Raw genomic sequence first — 20,297 nt, forward strand, 5'->3', positions numbered from 1 at the left:
CGGAGACACCAGACCTCCAGCGGATGCGTGCACAGACCGGTTCGCGGCTGCGTTCCGCGATGGCTGACCGCGGCGTCGACGTGTTGATCCTGCTCGGTAACAGCAACGTGGTGTACGCCACCGGGGTGAGCTGGCCGCTGGGTGATGCCGGGTTGTCCTATGTCGAGCACCCGGTGGCGGTGGTGCTCGCCGACGACCCGTCGCCGCACCTGTTCCTGCCGTTCCGTGAGGGCACGGCATCGGAGTCCGGGTTGCCCGCCGGCCATCTGCATGGCCCGGTGTATCTGGAATTCGACGAGGGTGTGCAGAACTTCGCGGGCATACTCGGCGATTTGATTCCGTCCGGAGCAACCGTCGCGGTGGACGAATTCACCGGAGCCATGCGCCGCGCCCATCAGCAGTTGTTTCCCACCGGCCGGCCGGTTGATGCGGTTCAGGTGATCGGCGCCGCCAAGGTCGTCAAAACTGCCGATGAGTTGGCCTGCATCCGCACCGCGTGCCGGATCACCGACCAGGCGATGGTCGACGTGCAAGCGGCGCTGGCGCCCGGGATCCGCCAAACCGACTTGTCGGCGAGCTTTGTGCGCCGGGCATTCGAACTGGGCGCTCTGGCCAGCATGCTCGAACCGATCTGGCAGGTGATGCCGCCGAGCAAGGCCGACGGTGTTTGGACCACCCACGGCGATTTGGCGTTGCCGTTGTTGACGACCGAGCGCGAACTGGCTGCCGGCGATGTGCTGTGGACCGACGTCAGCATCACCTACGCCGGCTATTGCTCGGATTTCGGCCGCACCTGGGTGGTGGGACGAGAGCCGACACCGCGCCAGCAGGCGCAGTTTGCGCGGTGGTACGAGATCATGACCGCGGTGCTCGACGTGACGCGGTCCGGTGTCACTGCCGCCGAACTGGGCAGAGTAGCAACGAAAGCCAACGGCGGCAGCCGGCCATGGCTGCCGCACTTCTACCTGGGTCATGGCATCGGCGTCAACGCCGCCGAAACACCCATGATCGGAACCGATCTCGGCGACCAGTTCGACGAGAACTTCGTCTTCGAGCCGGGGATGGTGCTGGTCCTGGAGCCGGTGGTGTGGGAGGACGGTACCGGCGGCTACCGCAGCGAAGAGATCATCGTCATCACCGAGGAGGGTTGGATCCCGTTGACCGACTACCCCTATGACCCTTATGGCCACTGAGGTCCTGCCCGACGACCGCGCACTGCGCTCGGGACGTCGTGTTCGCGCCCTGGCCCAGATGGCCGCACACGATCTCGACATCCTGGTGCTGGGGCGCCAGGCCAACGTTCGTTACGTGGCCGGGGCGCCGCAACTGTGGGTGGCCGGCACACGGCCGTTCGGGCCGACTTGTGTCGTCGTCGCGGAAACCGGCGCGATCCACCTGATGAGCACGTGGGATGAGGGGATTCCCGAGGAGGACATTCCGCACGAGAATTTGTATGGCCTAGCGTGGAATCCGATGACCGTCATTTCGGTGCTACAAGGTATCGAAGGTGCAGCGACCGCGAAACGCGTTGGCACCGACGGGCTTTCCCCGGCGTTCGCCCAGTTGCTGCCGATGGCCTTTCCCAACGCCGAGCTGGTCGACGGCGAGTTGGCCATGCGGGCCGCCCGGCGCATCAAGATTCCCGAGGAGGTGGCCGCGCTCCGTGCCGCCATCGGAGTGGCCGAGACCGGGCTGGCCGCGGCGGTCGCCGAGCTGCGCCCCGGTGTCAGCGAGAAAGTCTTGGCCGGTGTCTTGCTGGAGGCCATGGCCGCCGGCGGGGTGAGCACCCCGTCGACCCAGGACGCCGCCTGGGTGACGTCGCGGGAGCACCCGTGGCGGCGCGGCCCCGACGACGGCAAGGTGCGGCCCGGCGATTTGGTGGCCTTCTCCGCCGGCGTACTCGCCGGCGGCTACACCGGCGAGGTCGGGCGCACCTGGCCGGTCGGTGAACCTGACGGGGCCGCCGATCTGTATCGGCGGTGGAAGTTGTTGTGGCGCAGGCTCTACGACGCCTGCCAGCCGGGAACACCGGCCGCCGACCTGCTGTCCGCCTATCACGCCGCAGGGGAGCCGCTGCCGCCGATGCCGGTGGCGCGCGGGTTGGGCATGGGCTTCGATCCGCCGGTGGTATCTGCACACCTGCCCGCAAGCGCCGCCGAGGAGCAGCTGGAGGAGGGGATGGTGCTCGCGGTTACCGGCTACGTCTGGGAACGGCGCGTTGGTGCGGTGTTCGGCCGGGAGGCAGTCTTGATCACTGCCGACGGCCCAGAAATTCTCACCTCGAGTCCCTCGTGGGAGGACGTCGTCCATGCCTGACAACCGCCCCCCGCCGGAAGAGATCATCCTTTACGCAAAGGACCCGAAGACCAAGATCGCAACGATCACCTTCAACCGGCCGGAGTTCCTCAATGCGCCCACCGCGGCAGCGCGGCTTCGCTACGCCGACCTATTGCGCGGTGCCACAGTCGACGACGACGTCAAGGTGGTGGTGATCCGCGGCGTCGGCGACGACCTCGGTAGCGGCGCCGACCTCCCCGAGTTCATGGAAGGCGCGGATTCCCCTGCTTTCCGGCTCGCCGAGCTCCGGCTGGAAGACGAGGATTTGTCTGGCATCCGCTACCCACCCAAGGGGTCCTTTCGGCACGGCGCGACGATCAGTGCGTGGTACGCGAATTCGCAGGCCGGTAACCGTCCTCTTCAAGAGCTGAAGAAGATCAGCATCGTCGAGGCCAAGGGATACTGCTACGGTTGGCATTTCTACCAGGCCGCCGATGCCGACCTGGTGATCTCGTCCGACGACGCGCTGTTCGGGCACCCATCGTTCCGGTATTACGGCTGGGGCCCGCGGATGTGGACGTGGGTCCAGACGATGGGGCTACGAAAGTTTCAGGAAATGGTCTTCACCGGAAGACCTTTCACCGCTGACGAGATGTACCAATGCAACTTCCTGAACAAGGTCGTGCCACGTGATCAGCTCGAGACCGAGGTGGATAAATACGCGTCGGCATGTGCGCAGAACCGCCCCACCGACACCATCTTCATGCAGAAAGTCTTCTTCGAGACGGTCAAGCAGTTCCAGGGCGAGTATATGGGCAGCCTGCTGAGCGCGTTCTTCGAATCGATGGGCAGTCACATCCACCACGACGACGACGATCTGGAGATGGGCGAGGCGATTGACCGCGGCCTCAATGACGCGGTGAAGGACAATGACAGCAGGTTCCCGCCCGAGTTCCGGCTGAGTAAGTCCAGCCGCAAGAAGAAGGGGTAGCCGGTGGAGCCGCTTGACGGCTACACAGTCGTCGACCTTTCCTGCGGCATCGCCGGTGCCTATTGCACCAAATTGCTGGCAGATGGTGGGGCACGCATAATCAAAGTCGAGTCATCGCAGGGCGATCCGTTGCGCAGGTGGTCCGCGTCGGGTGCGGCCATCGAGACCCGCGAGGACGGAGCATTGTTCAGCTTTCTTGCCTGCTCCAAGCACAGCGTGGTTGCGGAGCCCGGGGCCGACGCCGCGTTCGTGAACGGACTGTTGGCCTCCGCGGATGCGGCGGTGTGGTCGCGGGGCTCGACGATTGCGGATGCCTTCGCACCCGCCGAGATTCACCGTGCTCATCCGCACCTGGTTGTCACCGCGGTCACGCCGTTTGGGCTGACGGGCCCGTGGCGAGATCGGCCGGCGACCGAATTCACCCTGCAGGCATGGTCGGGTGGAATCGTCGGGCTCGGCCGCGGAGCACCCGACCGGGCCCCGGTGTTCGTCGGCGGACAAGTCGGCGAGTACCTCGCCGGAGCATACGCGAGCGCACTGACGCTGGCGTTCCACCGGTGCGGTGGCCAGCTCATCGACCTGTCCATGCTGGAAACCCAAATCCTGGGTCTCACCTATTACCCGGTCAGCTACTTTCAGATACTCGGCCGGCGATGGCGGGATACCCGCAAGGTCACCATTCCGGGAATCGCCCAAGCCAAAGACGGCCTGGTGGATGTCGGCTGCGGAACCGCCCAACAGTGGTTCGATCTGTGCGCGATGACCGGACACCAGGACTGGATCGACGAGGAATCGCCACTCTCGATCACCGAGCAGGCCAACGAAAAGGCCGACGAGCTCTATGCGTGGGTGAAGAGCCAGACGGTTGAGGAGATCCTCGACCTCGCCACCGCATTCCGTATTCCCAACGCGCCGGTGGCCAACGGCGCCAACATCACCGGCTTGGGCCACTTCGGCCAGCGTGGGTCGTTCGTATCGAATCCTCGCGACGGGTTCTGCCAGCCCGCCCATCCCTACCGCATGGGGCCGGCGCAACTTCGACCGCCGCAGCCGGCGCCGCGGCTGGGTGAGCACACCGCGCACTACCGCCGGTCCCCGCCGCCCGCGCGGCGGTCGATCCCGGGCAGTGGTACCGCCCAACAGCTTCCGCTCAACGGTCTACGGGTGCTGGACATGACAACCTTCTGGGCGGGGCCGTGCTGCACGCATTTCCTGGCGCTACTGGGCGCGGAGGTCATCCACGTCGAGTCGACTCGCAAGCCGGACGGCACCCGGCTGATCGCCGGCGTGCCGATCACCGAAGACCAGTGGTGGGAGCGCTCACCGATCTTTTCGGCGCTGAACACCAACAAGAAAGGCCTAACGCTGGACTTGCAGACCTCGACCGGGCGAGACCTGTTGCACCGGTTCATCGCGACTTCAGACGTGATCGTGGAGAACTTCACCCCCCGGGTGCTCGACCAGATCGGCGTGGACTTCCAGACCGTCCGGGCCATCCGCCCTGATGCGATCCTGTTGCGGATGCCCGGGTTCGGGCTGGATGGCCCGTGGCGTGACAATCCCGCGTTCGCCTACGTCATCGAGGCCGCATCCGGATTGAGCTGGCTGACCGGTTATCCCGACCGCAACCCCTACGAGCCATACACCGTTGGTGACCCGAATGCGGGCATCCATGCGGTCAACGCACTGTTGCTCGCGCTGGAACATCGACGCCGCACCGGCCGGGGCGTACTGGTGGAAGCCGCCATGATCGATGCCGCGCTCAGCATTGCCGCCGAGCAGGTGATCGAGTACAGCGCGTACGGCGCTCTGTTGGAGCGGGCCGGCAACCGCGGACCGACGGCCGCGCCGCAGAACCTCTACCGCACCACCGACGTTGACGAATTCGGTCGCCTGGACAGCTGGGTGGCCATCGCGGTGGCGACCGACGAACAGTGGGCGGGTCTGGTCGAGGCACTCGGCCAACCCCAATGGGCGACGGATCAAGCCCTGTCCGGCATGGCCGGCCGGCGGCAGCACCATGAGCTGATCGATGAGCAGCTCAACGCCTGGTGTGAGCGACGCAGCGGTGACGAGATCATCCAAGCCCTATGGGACGCCGGCGTCCCGGTGGCGAAAGTCATGCAGCCGCACCGGCAAACCGAGCTGCCGCAACTGGCCTTCCGCGGTTTCTTCGAAGACGTCGAGCACCCGGTGAACCGCCCCGCTGCCCACAGCACCGTACCGGCGCGGTTCTCCGCCGGCCCGCAGCGATTCCACCGGCAACCCGCGCCGTTACTCGGGCAACACAACCATGAGCTGCTCACCGAACTCGGGCTGACCGACCACGACATCGCCGAACTGGCAGCCGACGGAGTCATCGGTAGCGCACCCGGCGGGGCGAGAAAGGTCAAGACACAATGAAGTTCGGTATACCGCTGGCCCGCGCCCACCCCGGACTATGGCCAGATCTGACCAAGCGGGCCGAGGGTTTGGGCTTCGAGTCGGTCTGGCTGCCCGAGCATTTGGTGTTGCCGACCGCGATGAGCGGCAGTCCGCATCACGGTGACAGCCATCCCCCGATCCCACCGCAGACACCGGTGTTCGACGCACTGAACTACCTGTCGTTTCTGGCAGCCCAGACCGGCAGTATCCGGCTCGGCACCTATGTCTACAACATCGGTCTGCGACATCCATTCGTCAGTGCACGCGCCGCGGCCACCCTCGATATCGTGTCGTCCGGCCGGTTCGACTTCGGCGTCGGGGCGAGCTGGCTGCGTGAGGAATGGGACGCGATCGGGCTGGACTTCGACAGCCGCGGTGCGCGGGTCGATGAGGCACTGCAGGTGTGCCGCGCGCTGTGGACCGAGCCGACGGTCGAACACCATGGCCGGTTCTTCGACTTCGGCGCAGTCGCTTTCGAACCCAAACCCGTGCAACCGGGTGGCCCACCGCTGCACATCGGCGGTGACGGCAACGCAGCACTGCGCCGGGTGGCCCGATTCGGCGACGGCTGGTTGCCGATGAACCACACCCTGGAGCGGATACCGGATTCGATGCGCGTCCTCAGCGGGCTGTGGGCCGATCACGCGCGCAGCGGCAGACCGCAAATCACCACCGCCGTGCCGATCTCCTCGGCCGAGGATGTCCAGCGTGCCGCCGATGCCGGTATCGACCGGCTCATTGTGGCGCCCTGGCAACGCACCCGCGAAGCACTCGACGGCATTGCCAGGTTCGCCGACGCATACGTCGGGAAATTCACGGCCACCGGGTAGCTTGGTTAGTAGTCCCACCCTCCGGCGGCCTGGTCGTCGAAGGCGCGGTCGATACGCTCGAACCTTCGGCGGATCGAGGCGCGCGAGGCTTGGTGTGGCAGGATGTAGAGCCGGTTGGCGAGTATCGCCTCGACCGTCAGGCCGGCGACGGCACCGACGTCGAGGATAACGTTCTCGCCCGCGGTAGCGTCACCCGAAACCGCCTGCCTGGGTGGGCCGTAGTCAACAGCGCGGTTGCGCTCGGAGTCGCCGATATTGGTTGCGACGAGCATCGGGCAGAGCACCGACACTCCGATGCCGTCCGCCTTGACCTCGCGGGCAAGCGCCTCGGCAAGCGCGACGACGCCGTACTTGGCAACGGAATACGGCGCCAGGCCGACGTTGGCCACCAGGCCGGCGAAAGACGAGGTGAACAGCAGGTGGCCGCCCTCACCCTGCTGCAAAAGCCTGGGCAAGAAGATCTCGACACCATGAATCGCGCCCCACAGATCGACATCGATCACCCACCGCCAGTCGTCGTGCGTCATCTGTGCGATCGGTCCGGACACAGCGATCCCGGCGTTGTTGAATACCACGTGCACCCCCCCGAGGAGCCGGAACGCCTCATCGGCGAGGCGACCAACCTCGTCGAGGCGTCGGACGTCGCACACAACGCCGTGTGCGTCGAGTCCCTCGGCGCGCAGGTCCGTGACGGCCCGGTCGAGCGCCGGCTCTTCGATGTCGCCCAGCACGACGCCCGCTCCGCGGCGGGCCAGCTCGCGGGCGGTGGCCAAACCGATCCCGCTCGCACCGCCGGTGATGACCGCGCCCTGTCCTTCGAAACCGTCCATGAGCCGAGCGTAGTTACTTCAGGCAGCTGCCGGCATCGACGGGAAGGGTGACGCCGGTGATGTAGCGGGACTCGTCGGACGCCAGGAACAACACCGCGTTGCTGATGTCCTCCGGCTCCACCCAGCCAACCGGCAGCGTGTGCATCATCTGCGCGACCACCTTGAGGTCATCGGGACCGGGGTTCTCCAGATCGGGGCGGAACAGCTTCATCGTGGGCTCGTTCATGAACAACGGTGTGTTGACGTTGGTGGGATGCACCGAGTTGACCCGAATCATGTGCTGGCCCAACTCGACCGCGAAGGTGCGCATCAACCCGACCACGCCATGTTTGGCCGCCACATAGTGTCCGGTGTGGGGATAGGCTTTCAGTCCGCCCACCGAACTGGTCAGGATGATCGAACCGCCGCGCCCACCGGCCAGCATATGCGGCACACCCGCTTTCACGGTCTTCCACACACCGGCGAGGTTGACGTCGATCATGTCGGTCCAGTCGCGCTCACTGGTCTTGTCCAGCGTCGCCCCACCGTTGCCGATGCCGGCGTTGGCAACGATGATGTCCAGCCGGCCCAGTTGCTCGACGCCGGTGTCGACTGCGGCTTTCAGTGCGTCGTAGTCACGCACGTCGACCTCGGCGGTGAAGATGCGGCGGTTATGGCCCTTGACAAGATCGGCGGTCTCGGCCAGATCCTCTGGAGTGGACAGCGGAATCCGGACACTCTCGATCGGCTTACAGATGTCGACCGCAATGATGTCGGCACCCTCCTGCGCCAATCGGACCGCGTGGCTGCGGCCCTGACCGCGCGCCGCGCCGGTGATCAACGCGACCCTGTCTTCGACTCGTCCCGCCATGGTTACCTCATTTCCTTTTGAACTCGAATCTGCTGCGGTTCACCGGATGACAGCCGGCATCGATTCCCATCCCCGCACCGTAGAGGTCGGAGACAACCTGGCTTTGGTGAGGTCGATGTCCCACTCGGGGAAGCGCTTCAAGACCTCCTCCAACGCGATCCGTCCCTCCAGTCGAGCCAAGGCCGATCCGAGGCAGTAGTGTGTGCCGACGCTGAAAGACAGGTGCTGGCGGGCCTCGCGGTGAATGTCGAAAACATCGCCGTCGGGCGGGAATTGGCGGTGGTCGCGGTTGGCGGCCCCGATCAGCATCATCATCACGCTGCCTTCGGGCACAGTCTGGCCGTAGTACTCGACGTCGCGGGTGACGTACCGTGCAACATGCGGAGCCGGCGGCTCGTAGCGCAGCAGTTCCTCGATCGCCCGCGCAATCTTCGTATTGTCTTCGACCAGTTGCCGGCGCTGCTCTGGATGCTCGGCCAGCACCTTGCCGGTCCAGCCGATCAGCCGGGTGGTGGTCTCATTGCCCGCCCCTGCCACCACGTTGACATAGATCAGCAGTTCGTCGCGGGTCAGTCGCCGGATGGTGCCGGTCGCATCCTCGAACTCGACGTTGAGCAACTCGGTCATGATGTCGTCGGACGGGTGCTCGGCGCGCCAGTCGATGTATTGTGCGAATGCCTCGCCGGTGTCGAAGCCGTCCGACGCGATTTCCATCGGTTTGCCGACCTCGGTGCGCATGGTGGCATTGGAGCGATCCCGGATGGTTTCCTGATCGTGCTCGGGGATACCCAGCAGCATGCCGATCACCCGCATCGGCATCTGCGCGCCGAGATCGCCGACGAAGTCGAACCCGTCCGCGCCGATCAGCGGATCCAGACAGCGAACACAGTAGTCCCGGATCTTGGTTTCCAGCTCGTTGATCTTGCGTGGCGTGAACATCCGGGCGAGCAGTTTGCGATGAATGTCGTGGACCGGTGGGTCCTCGAAAATGAGGACGCCGGAGGGGATTTCGATATTGCCTTTGATCAGCTCCAGGATCGCCCCGCGTGCCGAGCTGAACCTTTCGTGGTCGACCAGCGCGTCGTCGACGTCTGCGAACCGGCTCAGCGCATAGAAGTCGTGCTCGGAGTTGTAGTACAGCGGCGCTTCCTCACGCAACCGGCGAAACATGGTGTAGGGATCGGCATTGAGTTCGACGTTGTACGGGTCGTAGTAGACGTCACTGGCAGCGCTGACTGTCACGGGTATCGCCTCTCGCCGGAACCACGTTCTCGCGGGACCTTGGGTCCTGTCGCATCTGAACTCTGTCATCGGCCGCCAAGAGTGTCAATCTGGAATCCATTTTTGCCATCTCATGCTCTCAGTAGCGGAGAATATAGTTCTCGTGAGAACGCTGATCGTGCGGTATGCGAACAAACGAGCCGGGTGCCGATGCGACGAATTCGCTTGCATGCGACCTTCACTCGGCGGAGCGCAGGGTATTCCAGTTGCTGGTTGGGGCCCTCAAATCCCCCCGTCGGTCCAGAGGGTAACTAATTCTCAGCCAGCAAATCCGTGCGAGCAGAAGTCCCACACCTCGTCGGCGGTGATGGGGTGGACGGTAGCTTCGTCCGACCCGCCGCTGGATTGCGCGATGAACATGACGGTCTGCATGGTCATGGCGGCTACCCGTTTGGGGTTGACACCGGCGCGCAGTTTCCCGGCGGCGCCGGCCTCTTCCATCAGTTCGGTCAGCAACGTCAGAAGCGGCGTATGAGCCACCTTGACCTCGGCCGGGTGCGAGACTAGCAATCGGGGCGCGAAGTCGGTGAACAGCGGCCTTTGCGCCGTCGGATCCGGACGTGACGCCTCGAACAGCAACTCGACAGCCACCTTCAACCGTTCCAGCGGATCGGAGTGGTTGGCAGTGGCGGCGCGGATTTGGTCGGCGGACCGGCTCAACGCGTCTTCGAACAGCGCCAGCAGCAGTTCATGTTTGCCGTCAAACTGCAGGTAGAAGCTCCGCAGCGACTGCCGCGACCGGTCGACGACCTCCTGGACGGTGAAGTCGGTACTGCCCTTTTCGATGATGATGGCCTGGGCGGCGTCGAGGAAGCGTTGCACGCGCTGCGCGGCGCGCAGTTTTGCCGTCTTGATCGACCGCTCTACCGCACGCTGCTTCCAGGCCGGCTCCTCGCCGGGGCTGGTCACCGGCGGCTCAGCGGATTGCCGTGACGGGAGAACATGATTGGACTGTACCGGAGAACGGCGTGCCATTGCTGAGTCGAACCCCCTCCTGGGACGTCATATCTGAGATTGTAACTTTCTCATCACGAGAATACTATTCTCTTGCCTGTGTTGACGGAAGCGAAACGCGAAGCTTCAGGTGACCGCGCCGAGGAGTGCCCGTGCGACTGACCTTTGATGCCGACGTCGAGGCGTTTCGTTCCGAATTCGTCGCGTTTCTCGAAGAGCATCTGCCGGACGAGGCGCAGGCCGCCGAGCGGCCCCGCTCGACCTCCCACATCCCGGACTGGGCGCGCCGATGGCAGCGCCTGTTGTTCGACCACGGCTGGCTGCTACCGGGCAACCCGCCGGAGTTCGGCGGGCGCAACGCCACGGTGTTACAGCAATATGTGCACCTTGAGGAGTTGTCGCGGCGGCGGATCTATCAAAGCTTCAATCCGCAGGGCCTGGGCATTATCGCCGCATCGCTGTTGTCGTTCGGAACTGAAGAGCAGAAGCAGCAGTGGGCGGTGCCGATTCTGCGGGCCGAGATAACGGCGTCGCTGGGGATGAGCGAACCCGGCGCGGGCTCGGATCTGGCGTCGTTGCGTACCCGCGCGGTACTCGACGCTGACCGTTTCGTCGTCAACGGACAGAAGGTGTGGACATCGGGTGCCCACGATGCCGAGGTGTTGCTCACCTTCGTGCGGACCGATCCAGACGCACCAAAACACAAGGGCATCAGCGTATTACTGATTCCAACCGACACCCCGGGTGTGGTGCGGCGGCCGTTCGCGCTGGCATGTGATCGCGAGGACGTGGATTTCAACGAGGTGTTCTTCACCGATGTACGGGTGCCCGCCGAGAATCTGGTCGGCGAGCTGAATCAGGGCTGGCGGGTGGCGAACGGCTCGCTGGGACACGAACGAACAATGCTGTGGCTCGGGTATGCCGATCGACTGGAGGAGCTGATCGCCGACTTCCGGCCGTCCGACGTCTTGGAGCGCGACCAATATGCCACGCTGGCCATGGATTTCGAGGCGCTTCGGCTGCTCGGCTCCGCCGCACTGGCGCGAGCGGAGCGCGGTGAGGAGGACGTGCCGGGCGTGTCGGTGCTGAAGCTGCTGGGTTCGGAGGCCGTGCAGATCGCCTCCGAGCACGCGCTGAACGCCGCGGGCGGCGGCGGACTCATCCACCCCGACGTCACGGGTCCGGTTACGCCGCTGAATCTTGATGTCCACCATGCCAGTTGGTTCGATCGCTACTTCCGCAGCTTCGCCGGCACGATCGCCGGCGGCACGTCGGAAATCCAGCGCAACATCATCGCTCAGCGAATCCTCGGATTGCCCCGCTAACTCGCGCGAGCGTGCGTGTCGCCGGCCGACATGCCGGGACATTTCCCGGGTTTGCGCACGCTCGCGCCGTTCAGAGTTGAGCCAGCCGCGGTGCAGATCCCTTGGCCCGCAATATCGCACCGGCCTCCTTGGTCAGCTCCCGTGCGCTGCCGAGCATTCCATCCAACACCAGTGCGCGCTCTACATGGCGGTGCAGCGCATGCTCGGCGGTGAAGCCGATCCCGCCGAGCACCTGCTGGCAATGCCGGGCCGCGGTGAGCGCGGCCCGGCCGGCCGCCGCCTTGGCCAGCAGGCAACCGATTTCGTCGGGTTCGGCCGCGGTGGCGAGCAGGGTGGCCTCCGCGCCTTCGATGGCCACCAGGGTTTCGGCCAGTCGGTGCCGGATCGCCTGAAAGGAGGCGATAGGACGGCCGAATTGAACGCGGTCGAGCGCGTGTTGGCGCGCCAGTGAGAGCATCGCCCGGCCGGTGCCGACCAGCCACCAGCCCAGCGCGCGCCGTCCTGCGGCCAGCGGTACCGGGTCGCCGTCGGGCACCCGCCGTACCGGCAGCTCCCCGCCCAGCGCCGAGCCCGCCCGGTCGGTGCGCTCCCAGATCACCCAGGAACCGCCCGCGAACGGCAGCGGCACGGTACCGCCAGGCTCACGCCCGGCGGCATGAAGCACGACGTCATTGAGCACGGGCGCGTGGGCGCCGGTCTCACCGAGCAGCCGGAATACCAACGGAATTGCGGTGTCGGCCTTTTCGCCGAGCATGTCGAGCCAGCCCAGACCGGCTAACCCGGCATCGAGTTCGCGACCCGCCGCTGCGGTCATTGTCTTGCGTAGCGCATCTTCGAGCAGGTGCAAGGACTCGGTGTCCACGCTCAGTCCTTGCCCAGATCCAGGAGCCGGCGCGCGATGATATTGCGCTGAATCTCGGCCGTGCCGCCGTAAATGGTCGCCGCGCGCGAGTACAGGTACTCGGTGCGCCATTGCGACTCGTCGAGTTCGATCGCCCCGGGCAGGAGGTCGCGGGCAGTTTCATACAGTCGTTGCTCGGCGGTCGCCAGCAGTACCTTGTCGATCGAGGTCTCCGGACCCAGCCGCTCACCTTCGGCCAGCCGGTGCTGGGTGGCGCGCGACCGGCAACGCACCGTATGCAGCGCGAGATAGGCCGACCCGAGGTCGAAGTCTGAGTCGTCCACTCGGCTTTCAGTGGCGATCAGCCGATCGAATCGTGAGTAGAGGTAAGCGATCCGCTGCCAAAAACAGGTGGACCGCTCAAAGGGCAACAGGTCCATCGCGAGTCGCCAGCCATCTCCCGGCTTGCCGAGTATCCGGCCTGCCGGGATCACCACGTCATCGAAGTAGACTTCGCAGAACTCGTCGACGCCGTGCATCGTGCGCAGCGGCCGGATGGTGATGCCCGGGGTGTCCATGTCGACCAAGAACGCGGTGATGCCTTCATGGGGGCTTGACCGGCCGGGTGCGGTGCGGGTAAGCAGCACACACCGGGTCGAGTACTGCGCGAAGCTGGTCCAGACCTTCTGGCCGTTGACGATCCAGTCATCGCTGCGCGGTTCGGCGCGGGTGGATAGCGATGCCAGGTCGCTGCCGGATCCCGGTTCGGAAAAGCCCTGACACCATTGCTCGCGACCGGACAGCAGCCGTGGCACCATTTCCGCGGCGAGCTCCTTGGGCGCGTAATCGATCATCGTGGGTGCGAGGACCTCGACCATCGAGTACGGCCCGGGCTCGGCGAGACCGCGGCCGACGACCTCTTCCCCGACGATCGCGCGAAGCATTGCGGGCCCGCCCAATCCACCGACTTCCTCCGGCCAGCCGTACCGCATCCAATCGGCGTCGTAAAGCGCCCGGTGCACGCGGGCGAGTTGGCGGATATGACCTTCCAGGGAGTGATCCGGTCCGGGGGCCAGGTCGTGGTCGTCGAGCCAGGTGCACAGATCGGCCCGGAATTGATCGACCTTCATGCAGGTGGACGCCCCATCGCGTGGGGGCGGCCCGAGTCGTGCGCTCCGCTGCGCCGGATAAACGTCATCGCACGGGTTTTCAGCCGCCAGCCGTTCGGTGTGCGCTGGTAGGTGTCGTTGTAATAGCCGATGCGCATGTCATGGGTGGCGTGGTCGATGAAGCACAGCGGCTGCGTCCCGGTTGCGCTGTCCCCGGCCAACTCGATCACCGGAATCCCGGTGAGGAACAACCCTTTCGGGGCGGCCTCCACCAGCCCCGGAAAGCGGTCCAGCGAATAGGTGTCGCCGAATGCGCTGTACGTTCCGTCGGGTGTGAAAACGTTGATCAGCCCGTCGATGTCTTGCTGGGTAATGGTGACCGCATACCGGGCCAGCAGTTGCTGGATCTCGACGAGGTCGTCAGTTCTTGCCGCCATAAACCTTGCCGCCCTTCATGACGAACCGCACGTTCTGGGTAACGGCGATGTCCCGCAATGGGTCTCCCGGAACGCCGATGACATCAGCCAATAACCCCGCAGCGAGGCGGCCTCGGTCGGTGACGTCGATGAGCTCGGCTGCGGTCACTGTCGCCGCCCGCAACACGGCCAGTGGTGGCAAGCCCAACTCCACCAGAGTGACAAGCTCGTCGGCGTTGCGGCCATGCGGGATCGCCGGAGCATCGGTGCCGACGGCGATCCTCACACCGGCTTCGTAGGCGGCAAGCACCGATTTGCGTGCCCGAGGGAACATCTCGGCGGCCTTGGCCTGCAGCTCGGGTGGGGCATGGGAGACGTCCATCGCATCGGTCAGGCGCCGAGTGGTGACCAGGAATGTGCCGTGCTCGACCATCGCCGCGATCGCGTCGTCGTCGACCAGGAAGCCGTGCTCGATGCAGTCGATCCCCGCTGCCACCGCATGCCTTACCGCATCGGCACCGTGCGTGTGCGCGGCGACGCGCAACCCGCGCCGGTGTGCCTCGTCGACGATCGCGCGCAGCTCGTCGTCCGAATAATGCTGCGCGCCAGGCGGACCCGTCATCGACATGACACCACCCGAGCAGCAGACCTTGATCAGCTGGGCGCCGTGCTTGATCTGATACCGCACCGCCCGGCGAATCTCATCGATGCCATTGGCGATGCCCTCCTCGACCGTCAGGTCCAGCACGTGGGGTGCGAACGCAGCGAACATCGTGGGATCGAGGTGCCCGCCGGTCGGGGTGATCGCGTGCCCGGCCGGCACCACCCGCGGGCCGTCGATCCAGCCGGCGTCGATGGCCTTGCCCAGCGCGACGTCGAGCAGATATCCACCGGTCTTGACGAACAGCCCGAGGTTGCGCACCGTGGTGAACCCGGCGCGCAACGTGCGCCGTGCGTTGCCCACTGCGCGCAAGACACGCGTCGGCGGGTCGTCCTGCACTTGGGACAGCCCGGGCTTTTCGCCGGGCCCGCCCATCAGGAGGTTGACCTCCATGTCCATCAACCCGGGCAGCAGGATCTGATCGCCCAGGTCCAAGATCTCGCCGTCGGGTGCGCCGCCGACGCCGGCGATGCGGTCGTCCTGGATCCGCAGGATTCCGGGTCGGACGATCTCGCCTGCGTCGACGTCAAGCAGTCCGGCCGCCTTGAGTGTCAACACGTCTCAGATCACCGGCTCCCGGATGCAGTCGAGGTAGGTGGCGCCACTGTCGGGCACCTTGGGTTGCTTCCATGCCTCGATGGGGAACGATACGTTGATCAGCGACTGCATCATGTGCATGAGCGTCCGGGCGTCCTCGGGCAGGTCGTCCAAGGGGAACTTGTCGCAATAGGCGATCACGTCTTCCAGCCGTGGAAACGCGGCGTCGTAAAAGGCCTGCATCTCAGCCATGGACGAGGCGAGCCGCTTGGCGTAACGCTCGGGTTCGGTGGCGAGGTCCCAATCCAGGTGGGGCTCGAGATCGGTGAACTCAGCGGGCAGAGCCATTGTTCTCCTTCGTCCAATCTTTTACAAAGTCACTGGCTACCTTGTGCAGGCTGCGCAGCAGGATTTCTTGGTCACACAGTAGGAAGTCGCGGACCACTTTGGTGCCGATCATGGTTTGGGTGGCTTCCAGCGTATTGGCGTCCTGTAGCGCGTACTCCTTGAACGTCACCGCCGCCAGCTCCTGGGCCAACCGTTCACGGGCGTTCTTCGGAGGAACGAAATACAAGGTCCCCTCGAAGATGTGCTTGTCCACGGCAGTCGGCCAGTAGTGGTAGGTCAGGTACCAGCCGGGGGCCCAGATGAGCAGCATGAAGTTGGGGAAGAAGTGGAACGAATCGATGCCCCACTGCGACGCTCCGGCCGGGTTGACGCCAGGCGGCAGCGAATCGAGTTGCTGGATGACGTCGGGACGGTCCCAGGGGCCGAACAGCCCGCTGCGGAGCACCCGGTCCATGGGCTTGACCATGTTCAGGTCTGCGGGCGGGGCCTGACCCCCCCACACGGAGATCATTCCGTGCGGGCTGGCCACCTCGTAGTGCAACGCCTCGAAGCCGTGCTTGATTATCTTGGCGGCTTCTTCCTTCGTGTACTGCCCCTGGTGCAGTACCGGGGCATGGTAGAACTCGGCGAACGCGTCGATGAACAGCTTCCAGTTGCTGCCGACCTCGGCCTTGTAGGAGTAGACCTCGGTCATCTCGTGGAACGGGTAGCCCTCGATGCCCTTGGCCAATGAGCCCAGGTAATCCGTCAACGGCTGCGCGTTCTGGTCGAGGTTGATGAAGATGAACCCTTCCCACGCCTCGCAGCGCACCGGCACCAGCCCGTACTGGGTCTTGTCGACGTCGAAGAACTCATCCTCTTGCTGGATGAAGGTCAGTTCGCCGTCGAGGCTGTAGCGCCAGGCGTGGTACTTGCAGGTGAACTGCCGGCAGGTGCCGGATGTTTCCTCGTGCGGGTAGTCGTTCCACACCAGCTTGTTTCCGCGGTGCCGACACACGTTGTGGAACGCTTTGACGGACCCGTCCTTGGTCTTGACGACGATCAACGACGTACCCGGACCGGCCGACGGCAGTTCCCTGGTGAAGTAACTGCCGGTGCGCGGCAGCCGCTCGACCCGACCGACGTTGAGCCAAGTCCGCCTGAAGATCGCCTCGCGCTCGGCTTCGAAGAACACCGGGTCGATCGAGTCCGTGTAGTCGACCGGCCCGGTGCCGAGTTCCGGATAGTTCGTCGTCCAGCTGCCGGCAGCCGGCTTGGGGAAGTGTGCCACTGGTTTACCTCTCGTGTTCGACTTCGACGCCGAAGGTGTTCAGCGCCATCGCGAGCGCGGTGTAGCCGCCGATCGTAAAGATGAGGTCCATCCGTTGTCGTTCGTCGAGCCGCTCGGCCAGAGCGGCCCAGGTCGCATCCGAGAGGTTGGATTTCTCGTCGAGTTCGTCGACGGTGCCCAGCACCACGCGGTCGAACTCGTCGGTTGCATCACCTGATTGGGTGGCGGCGATGTCGGCGTCGGCAAGTCCGGCCAACCTGGCGATCTTGACGTGGTGTTCCCATTCGTAGGCGCAGCCGCGCCGGTGTGCGACCCGCAGGATGACCTGCTCGCGGACGCGTGGCGGCAGCGTGGAACTGGTCAGCAGGTAGCCGCCGAACCGGAGAAAGGCGCGGGTCAGTTCGGGATGGTGCACCAGCGTGGCCAGCAGGTTGCCGGCGTCGCGCGGGTTTCGTCGCTCTTCGGGCAGCATCCCGGCCACCGCGTGCCGGGCGGCGTCGTCCCATTGGTCCGCCGGTAACGGGGACAGACGCATAGCTGCCTCCTCAGTTTGGAGAATCATATTCTCATATTCGGCCAATACGTTTCCACGAACCGGCGGATTGGTCAATACCGGCGCTAACACCTGCAGAAACGACGCGGCGACAGGCCGCAGAGACGGTGGCCCGACCAAGCCGGTGCTGCGGTTGCAGTATCCGCAAGATGTTGATTCTCGCGATCTGAGAAGATAATTTCCATAGAGAGGACGCACCGAGAGAGGACGGCCAGTGAAAAAGGACGACATGACGCTCATCAGCGTCGACGACCACATCGTCGAGCCGCCGAACATGTTCAACAACCACTTGGCGAAGAGGTACATCGACGATGCCCCCCGGCTCGTGCACAACCCGGACGGCTCGGACACCTGGCAATTCCGCGACACCGTGATTCCGAACGTCGCGCTGAACGCGGTGGCCGGTCGTCCCAAGGAGGAATACGGGCTGGAGCCGCAGGGCCTCGACGAGATTCGCAAGGGCTGCTACAACGTGGACGAGCGGGTCAAGGACATGAACGCCGGCGGCATTCTGGGCTCGATCTGCTTCCCGTCTTTCCCGGGTTTCGCCGGGCGACTGTTCGCCACCGAGGATGAAGACTTCTCGCTGGCGTTGGTGCAGGCCTACAACGACTGGCACATCGACGAGTGGTGCGGAGCCTACCCGGCGCGGTTCATCCCGATGGCGCTGCCGGTGATCTGGGACGCCGAGAAGTGCGCCGACGAGGTGCGGCGGGTGTCCAAGAAGGGCGTGCACGCGCTGACGTTCACCGAGAACCCGGCGGCGATGGGCTATCCGAGTTTTCACAACGAGTACTGGAATCCACTGTGGAAGGCGTTGTGCGACACCAACACCGTGCTCAACGTGCACATCGGGTCGTCGGGCCGGCTGGCGATCACCGCTCCGGATGCGCCGATGGACGTAATGATCACGCTGCAGCCGATGAACATTGTCCAGGCTGCCGCGGATCTGCTGTGGTCGAAGCCGATCAAGGAGTACCCGGATCTGAAAATCGCGCTGTCCGAAGGAGGCACCGGGTGGATCCCGTATTTCCTGGAGCGGGTGGACCGCACGTATGAGATGCATTCGACATGGACACACCAGAACTTCGGCGGCAAGCTGCCGTCCGAGGTGTTCCGGGACCACTTCCTGACCTGCTTCATCAGCGACCCGGTCGGCGTCACGCTGCGCAAGATGATCGGCGTCGACAACATCTGCTGGGAGGCTGACTACCCGCACAGCGACTCGATGTGGCCGGGCGCGCCCGAGGAGCTGTGGGACGTCCTGTCCGAGAACAACGTGCCCGACGACGAGATCAACAAGATGACCCACGAAAACGCGATGCGCTGGTACTCCTTCGATCCGTTCGCTCACATCTCGCGTGAACAGGCCACGGTGGGCGCGCTGCGCAAGGCCGCTGAGGGGCACGACGTTTCCATTCAGGCGCTCAGCCACCATAAGGAGAGGTCGGGCTCGTCGTTCGCGGAGTTCGCAGCCAGCGCGAAATCGTTGAGCGGCAATACGGACTGAGGTGCCCGGCAGCGGAATGAATTTTGAGCTGACCGACGATCAGGAGCTGATCCGCAGGTCGGTGGCCGAACTGGCGTCCAAGTTCGACGATCACTACTGGATGGAGCGCGACCAGGCGCACGAGTTCCCGACCGAGTTCTACCGCGCCGTCGCCGACGGTGGCTGGCTCGGGATGACGATCCCGGTCGAATACGGCGGTCACGGCCTGGGCATCACCGAAGCCTCCCTGCTGGCCGAGGAGGTCGCCAAGTCCGGCGGCGGAATGAACGCCGCCAGCTCGATCCACCTGTCGATCTTCGGCATGCAGCCGGTGGTGAAGCATGGCTCCGAGGCCCTCAAGGCACGCACACTGCCCCGCGTCGCTACCGGCGATCTGCACGTCTGCTTCGGGGTGACCGAACCCGGTGCCGGCCTGGACACCTCACGCATCACCACCTTCGCCAAACGCCGGGGCGACCACTACGTCGTGAACGGGCGGAAGGTGTGGATCTCCAAGGCGATGGAGTCGGAGAAAATCCTGCTGCTGACCCGTACACGGACCTACGACGAGGTAGCCAAGAAGACCGACGGGATGACGTTGTTCCTCGCCGACCTCGACCGCAGCCGGGTCGACATCCGGCCCATCCGCAAGATGGGGCGCAACGCCGTGAGCTCCAACGAGCTGTTCATCGACAATCTCGAGGTGCCGGTCCAGGACCGAGTCGGCGAGGAAGGCAAGGGCTTTCACTACATTCTCGACGGCCTGAACCCGGAACGGATGCTGATCGCCGCCGAGGCGCTCGGGATTGGCAGAGTTGCGCTGGACAGGGCGGTGAAATACGCCAACGAGCGCGAAGTCTTCAACCGGCCGATCGGCATGAACCAGGGCATCCAGTTCCCGCTCGCCGACTCGCTGGCCCGGCTGGACGCGGCCGAGTTGATGCTGCGCAAGGCTACCTGGCTCTACGACAACGGCAAACCCTGTGGGCGCGAGGCAAATACCGCCAAGTACCTGTGCGCCGATGCCGGGTTCACCGCCGCCGACCGGGCCCTGCAAACCCACGGCGGTATGGGCTACGCCGAGGAGTACAACGTCGCCCGCTACTTCCGCGAAGCCCGGCTGATGAAGATCGCGCCGGTCAGCCAGGAAATGATCCTGAACTACCTGGGATCGCACACGCTCAAACTGCCGAGGAGCTACTAGGTGAGCCGGTATTTCGATTTGTCCGGCCGCGCAGCGCTGGTCACTGGTGCCGCGGGAGGTATCGGCTCTGCAGTCGCCGAAGCCCTGGCTGACGCGGGTGCGGCCGT

At 64.9% G+C, this 20,297-nt stretch carries 19 protein-coding genes and 1 pseudogene; 9 read left to right on the forward strand and 11 right to left on the reverse strand.

The genetic code is table 11. From position 1 onward, the window contains the following. The first annotated feature begins 23 nt into the window (after positions 1-23). From ACRDTL_RS04250 to ACRDTL_RS04270, 5 genes are read left to right on the forward strand one after another with little or no spacing between them, the layout of a single operon-like run. Positions 24-1,193 (forward strand): M24 family metallopeptidase, encoded by a 1,170-nt coding sequence (locus ACRDTL_RS04250; protein ID WP_431505490.1) that lies wholly within the window; start codon positions 24-26, stop codon positions 1,191-1,193. Beyond that, positions 1,183-2,316 (forward strand): M24 family metallopeptidase, encoded by a 1,134-nt coding sequence (locus ACRDTL_RS04255; protein WP_431505468.1) that lies wholly within the window; start codon positions 1,183-1,185, stop codon positions 2,314-2,316. Before ACRDTL_RS04250 ends, ACRDTL_RS04255 begins: the two co-directional genes overlap by 11 nt. Continuing rightward, positions 2,309-3,268, forward strand: a complete 960-nt coding sequence (locus ACRDTL_RS04260; protein ID WP_431505469.1) for an enoyl-CoA hydratase/isomerase family protein — start codon at positions 2,309-2,311, stop codon at positions 3,266-3,268. Before ACRDTL_RS04255 ends, ACRDTL_RS04260 begins: the two co-directional genes overlap by 8 nt. 3 nt (positions 3,269-3,271) lie before the next feature. Then, positions 3,272-5,671, forward strand: a complete 2,400-nt coding sequence (locus ACRDTL_RS04265; protein WP_431505470.1) for a CoA transferase — start codon at positions 3,272-3,274, stop codon at positions 5,669-5,671. Continuing rightward, positions 5,668-6,522, forward strand: coding sequence for a TIGR03619 family F420-dependent LLM class oxidoreductase (locus tag ACRDTL_RS04270; RefSeq protein WP_431505471.1), 855 nt, complete (start codon positions 5,668-5,670; stop codon positions 6,520-6,522). The genes ACRDTL_RS04265 and ACRDTL_RS04270 overlap by 4 nt, the downstream gene beginning before the upstream one ends. Positions 6,523-6,527: 5 nt before the next feature. Here ACRDTL_RS04270 and ACRDTL_RS04275 read toward each other — a convergent pair whose 3' ends face one another. From ACRDTL_RS04275 to ACRDTL_RS04290, 4 genes are all read right to left on the reverse strand, one after another. Next, a complete protein-coding gene (locus tag ACRDTL_RS04275) occupies positions 6,528-7,352 on the reverse strand; it encodes an SDR family NAD(P)-dependent oxidoreductase (RefSeq protein ID WP_431505472.1) in 825 nt (274 codons plus the stop codon). Between the two features lie 13 nt (positions 7,353-7,365). Further along, positions 7,366-8,202 (reverse strand): mycofactocin-coupled SDR family oxidoreductase, encoded by an 837-nt coding sequence (locus ACRDTL_RS04280; protein WP_431505473.1) that lies wholly within the window; start codon positions 8,200-8,202, stop codon positions 7,366-7,368. 39 nt (positions 8,203-8,241) lie between these two features. Then, on the reverse strand, positions 8,242-9,444 hold the full coding sequence (locus tag ACRDTL_RS04285) for a cytochrome P450 (RefSeq protein ID WP_431505474.1): 1,203 nt from the start codon (positions 9,442-9,444) through the stop codon (positions 8,242-8,244). Between the two features lie 297 nt (positions 9,445-9,741). Then, on the reverse strand, positions 9,742-10,458 hold the full coding sequence (locus ACRDTL_RS04290; RefSeq protein ID WP_431505475.1) for a TetR/AcrR family transcriptional regulator: 717 nt from the start codon (positions 10,456-10,458) through the stop codon (positions 9,742-9,744). 131 nt (positions 10,459-10,589) lie between these two features. Between ACRDTL_RS04290 and ACRDTL_RS04295 the strand changes: the two genes are divergently transcribed. Next, positions 10,590-11,762, forward strand: coding sequence for an acyl-CoA dehydrogenase family protein (locus ACRDTL_RS04295; protein WP_431505476.1), 1,173 nt, complete (start codon positions 10,590-10,592; stop codon positions 11,760-11,762). A gap of 70 nt (positions 11,763-11,832) precedes the next feature. On the opposite strand, the gene ACRDTL_RS04300 is transcribed toward ACRDTL_RS04295, so the two are convergent. From ACRDTL_RS04300 to ACRDTL_RS04330, 7 genes are read right to left on the reverse strand one after another with little or no spacing between them, the layout of a single operon-like run. Next, positions 11,833-12,576, reverse strand: coding sequence for an acyl-CoA dehydrogenase family protein (locus ACRDTL_RS04300; protein ID WP_431505491.1), 744 nt, complete (start codon positions 12,574-12,576; stop codon positions 11,833-11,835). A 50-nt stretch (positions 12,577-12,626) separates the two neighbouring features. After that, complete coding sequence (locus ACRDTL_RS04305; protein ID WP_431505477.1) at positions 12,627-13,733, reverse strand: acyl-CoA dehydrogenase family protein; 1,107 nt, start codon at positions 13,731-13,733, stop codon at positions 12,627-12,629. Then, positions 13,730-14,149 (reverse strand): nuclear transport factor 2 family protein, encoded by a 420-nt coding sequence (locus ACRDTL_RS04310; protein WP_431505478.1) that lies wholly within the window; start codon positions 14,147-14,149, stop codon positions 13,730-13,732. Before ACRDTL_RS04310 ends, ACRDTL_RS04305 begins: the two co-directional genes overlap by 4 nt. Then, complete coding sequence (locus ACRDTL_RS04315) at positions 14,133-15,347, reverse strand: metal-dependent hydrolase family protein (protein WP_431505479.1); 1,215 nt, start codon at positions 15,345-15,347, stop codon at positions 14,133-14,135. The genes ACRDTL_RS04310 and ACRDTL_RS04315 overlap by 17 nt, the downstream gene beginning before the upstream one ends. A 3-nt stretch (positions 15,348-15,350) precedes the next feature. After that, complete coding sequence (locus tag ACRDTL_RS04320) at positions 15,351-15,674, reverse strand: hypothetical protein (RefSeq protein WP_431505480.1); 324 nt, start codon at positions 15,672-15,674, stop codon at positions 15,351-15,353. Next, positions 15,658-16,944 carry an aromatic ring-hydroxylating oxygenase subunit alpha gene (locus ACRDTL_RS04325; protein WP_431505481.1) on the reverse strand — a complete coding sequence of 429 codons (1,287 nt, stop codon included), beginning with the start codon at positions 16,942-16,944 and terminating at the stop codon, positions 15,658-15,660. Before ACRDTL_RS04325 ends, ACRDTL_RS04320 begins: the two co-directional genes overlap by 17 nt. A 4-nt stretch (positions 16,945-16,948) precedes the next feature. Beyond that, the gene (locus ACRDTL_RS04330; RefSeq protein WP_431505482.1) at positions 16,949-17,479 is read right to left on the reverse strand and encodes a carboxymuconolactone decarboxylase family protein; all 531 of its coding nucleotides are present in this window, start codon (positions 17,477-17,479) and stop codon (positions 16,949-16,951) included. A gap of 232 nt (positions 17,480-17,711) precedes the next feature. On the opposite strand from ACRDTL_RS04330, the gene ACRDTL_RS04335 reads away from it, so the two are divergent. The 3 genes and pseudogenes from ACRDTL_RS04335 to ACRDTL_RS04345 form a co-directional block, all read left to right on the forward strand. Beyond that, positions 17,712-19,007, forward strand: a complete 1,296-nt coding sequence (locus ACRDTL_RS04335) for an amidohydrolase family protein (protein ID WP_431505483.1) — start codon at positions 17,712-17,714, stop codon at positions 19,005-19,007. A 16-nt stretch (positions 19,008-19,023) separates the two neighbouring features. Beyond that, positions 19,024-20,190, forward strand: coding sequence for an acyl-CoA dehydrogenase family protein (locus tag ACRDTL_RS04340; RefSeq protein WP_431505484.1), 1,167 nt, complete (start codon positions 19,024-19,026; stop codon positions 20,188-20,190). Then, positions 20,191-20,297, forward strand: a pseudogene (locus ACRDTL_RS04345) (3-oxoacyl-ACP reductase); the annotation flags it as partial.

The organism is Mycobacterium sp., from assembly GCF_050700595.1.
Classification (GTDB): domain Bacteria; phylum Actinomycetota; class Actinomycetes; order Mycobacteriales; family Mycobacteriaceae; genus Mycobacterium.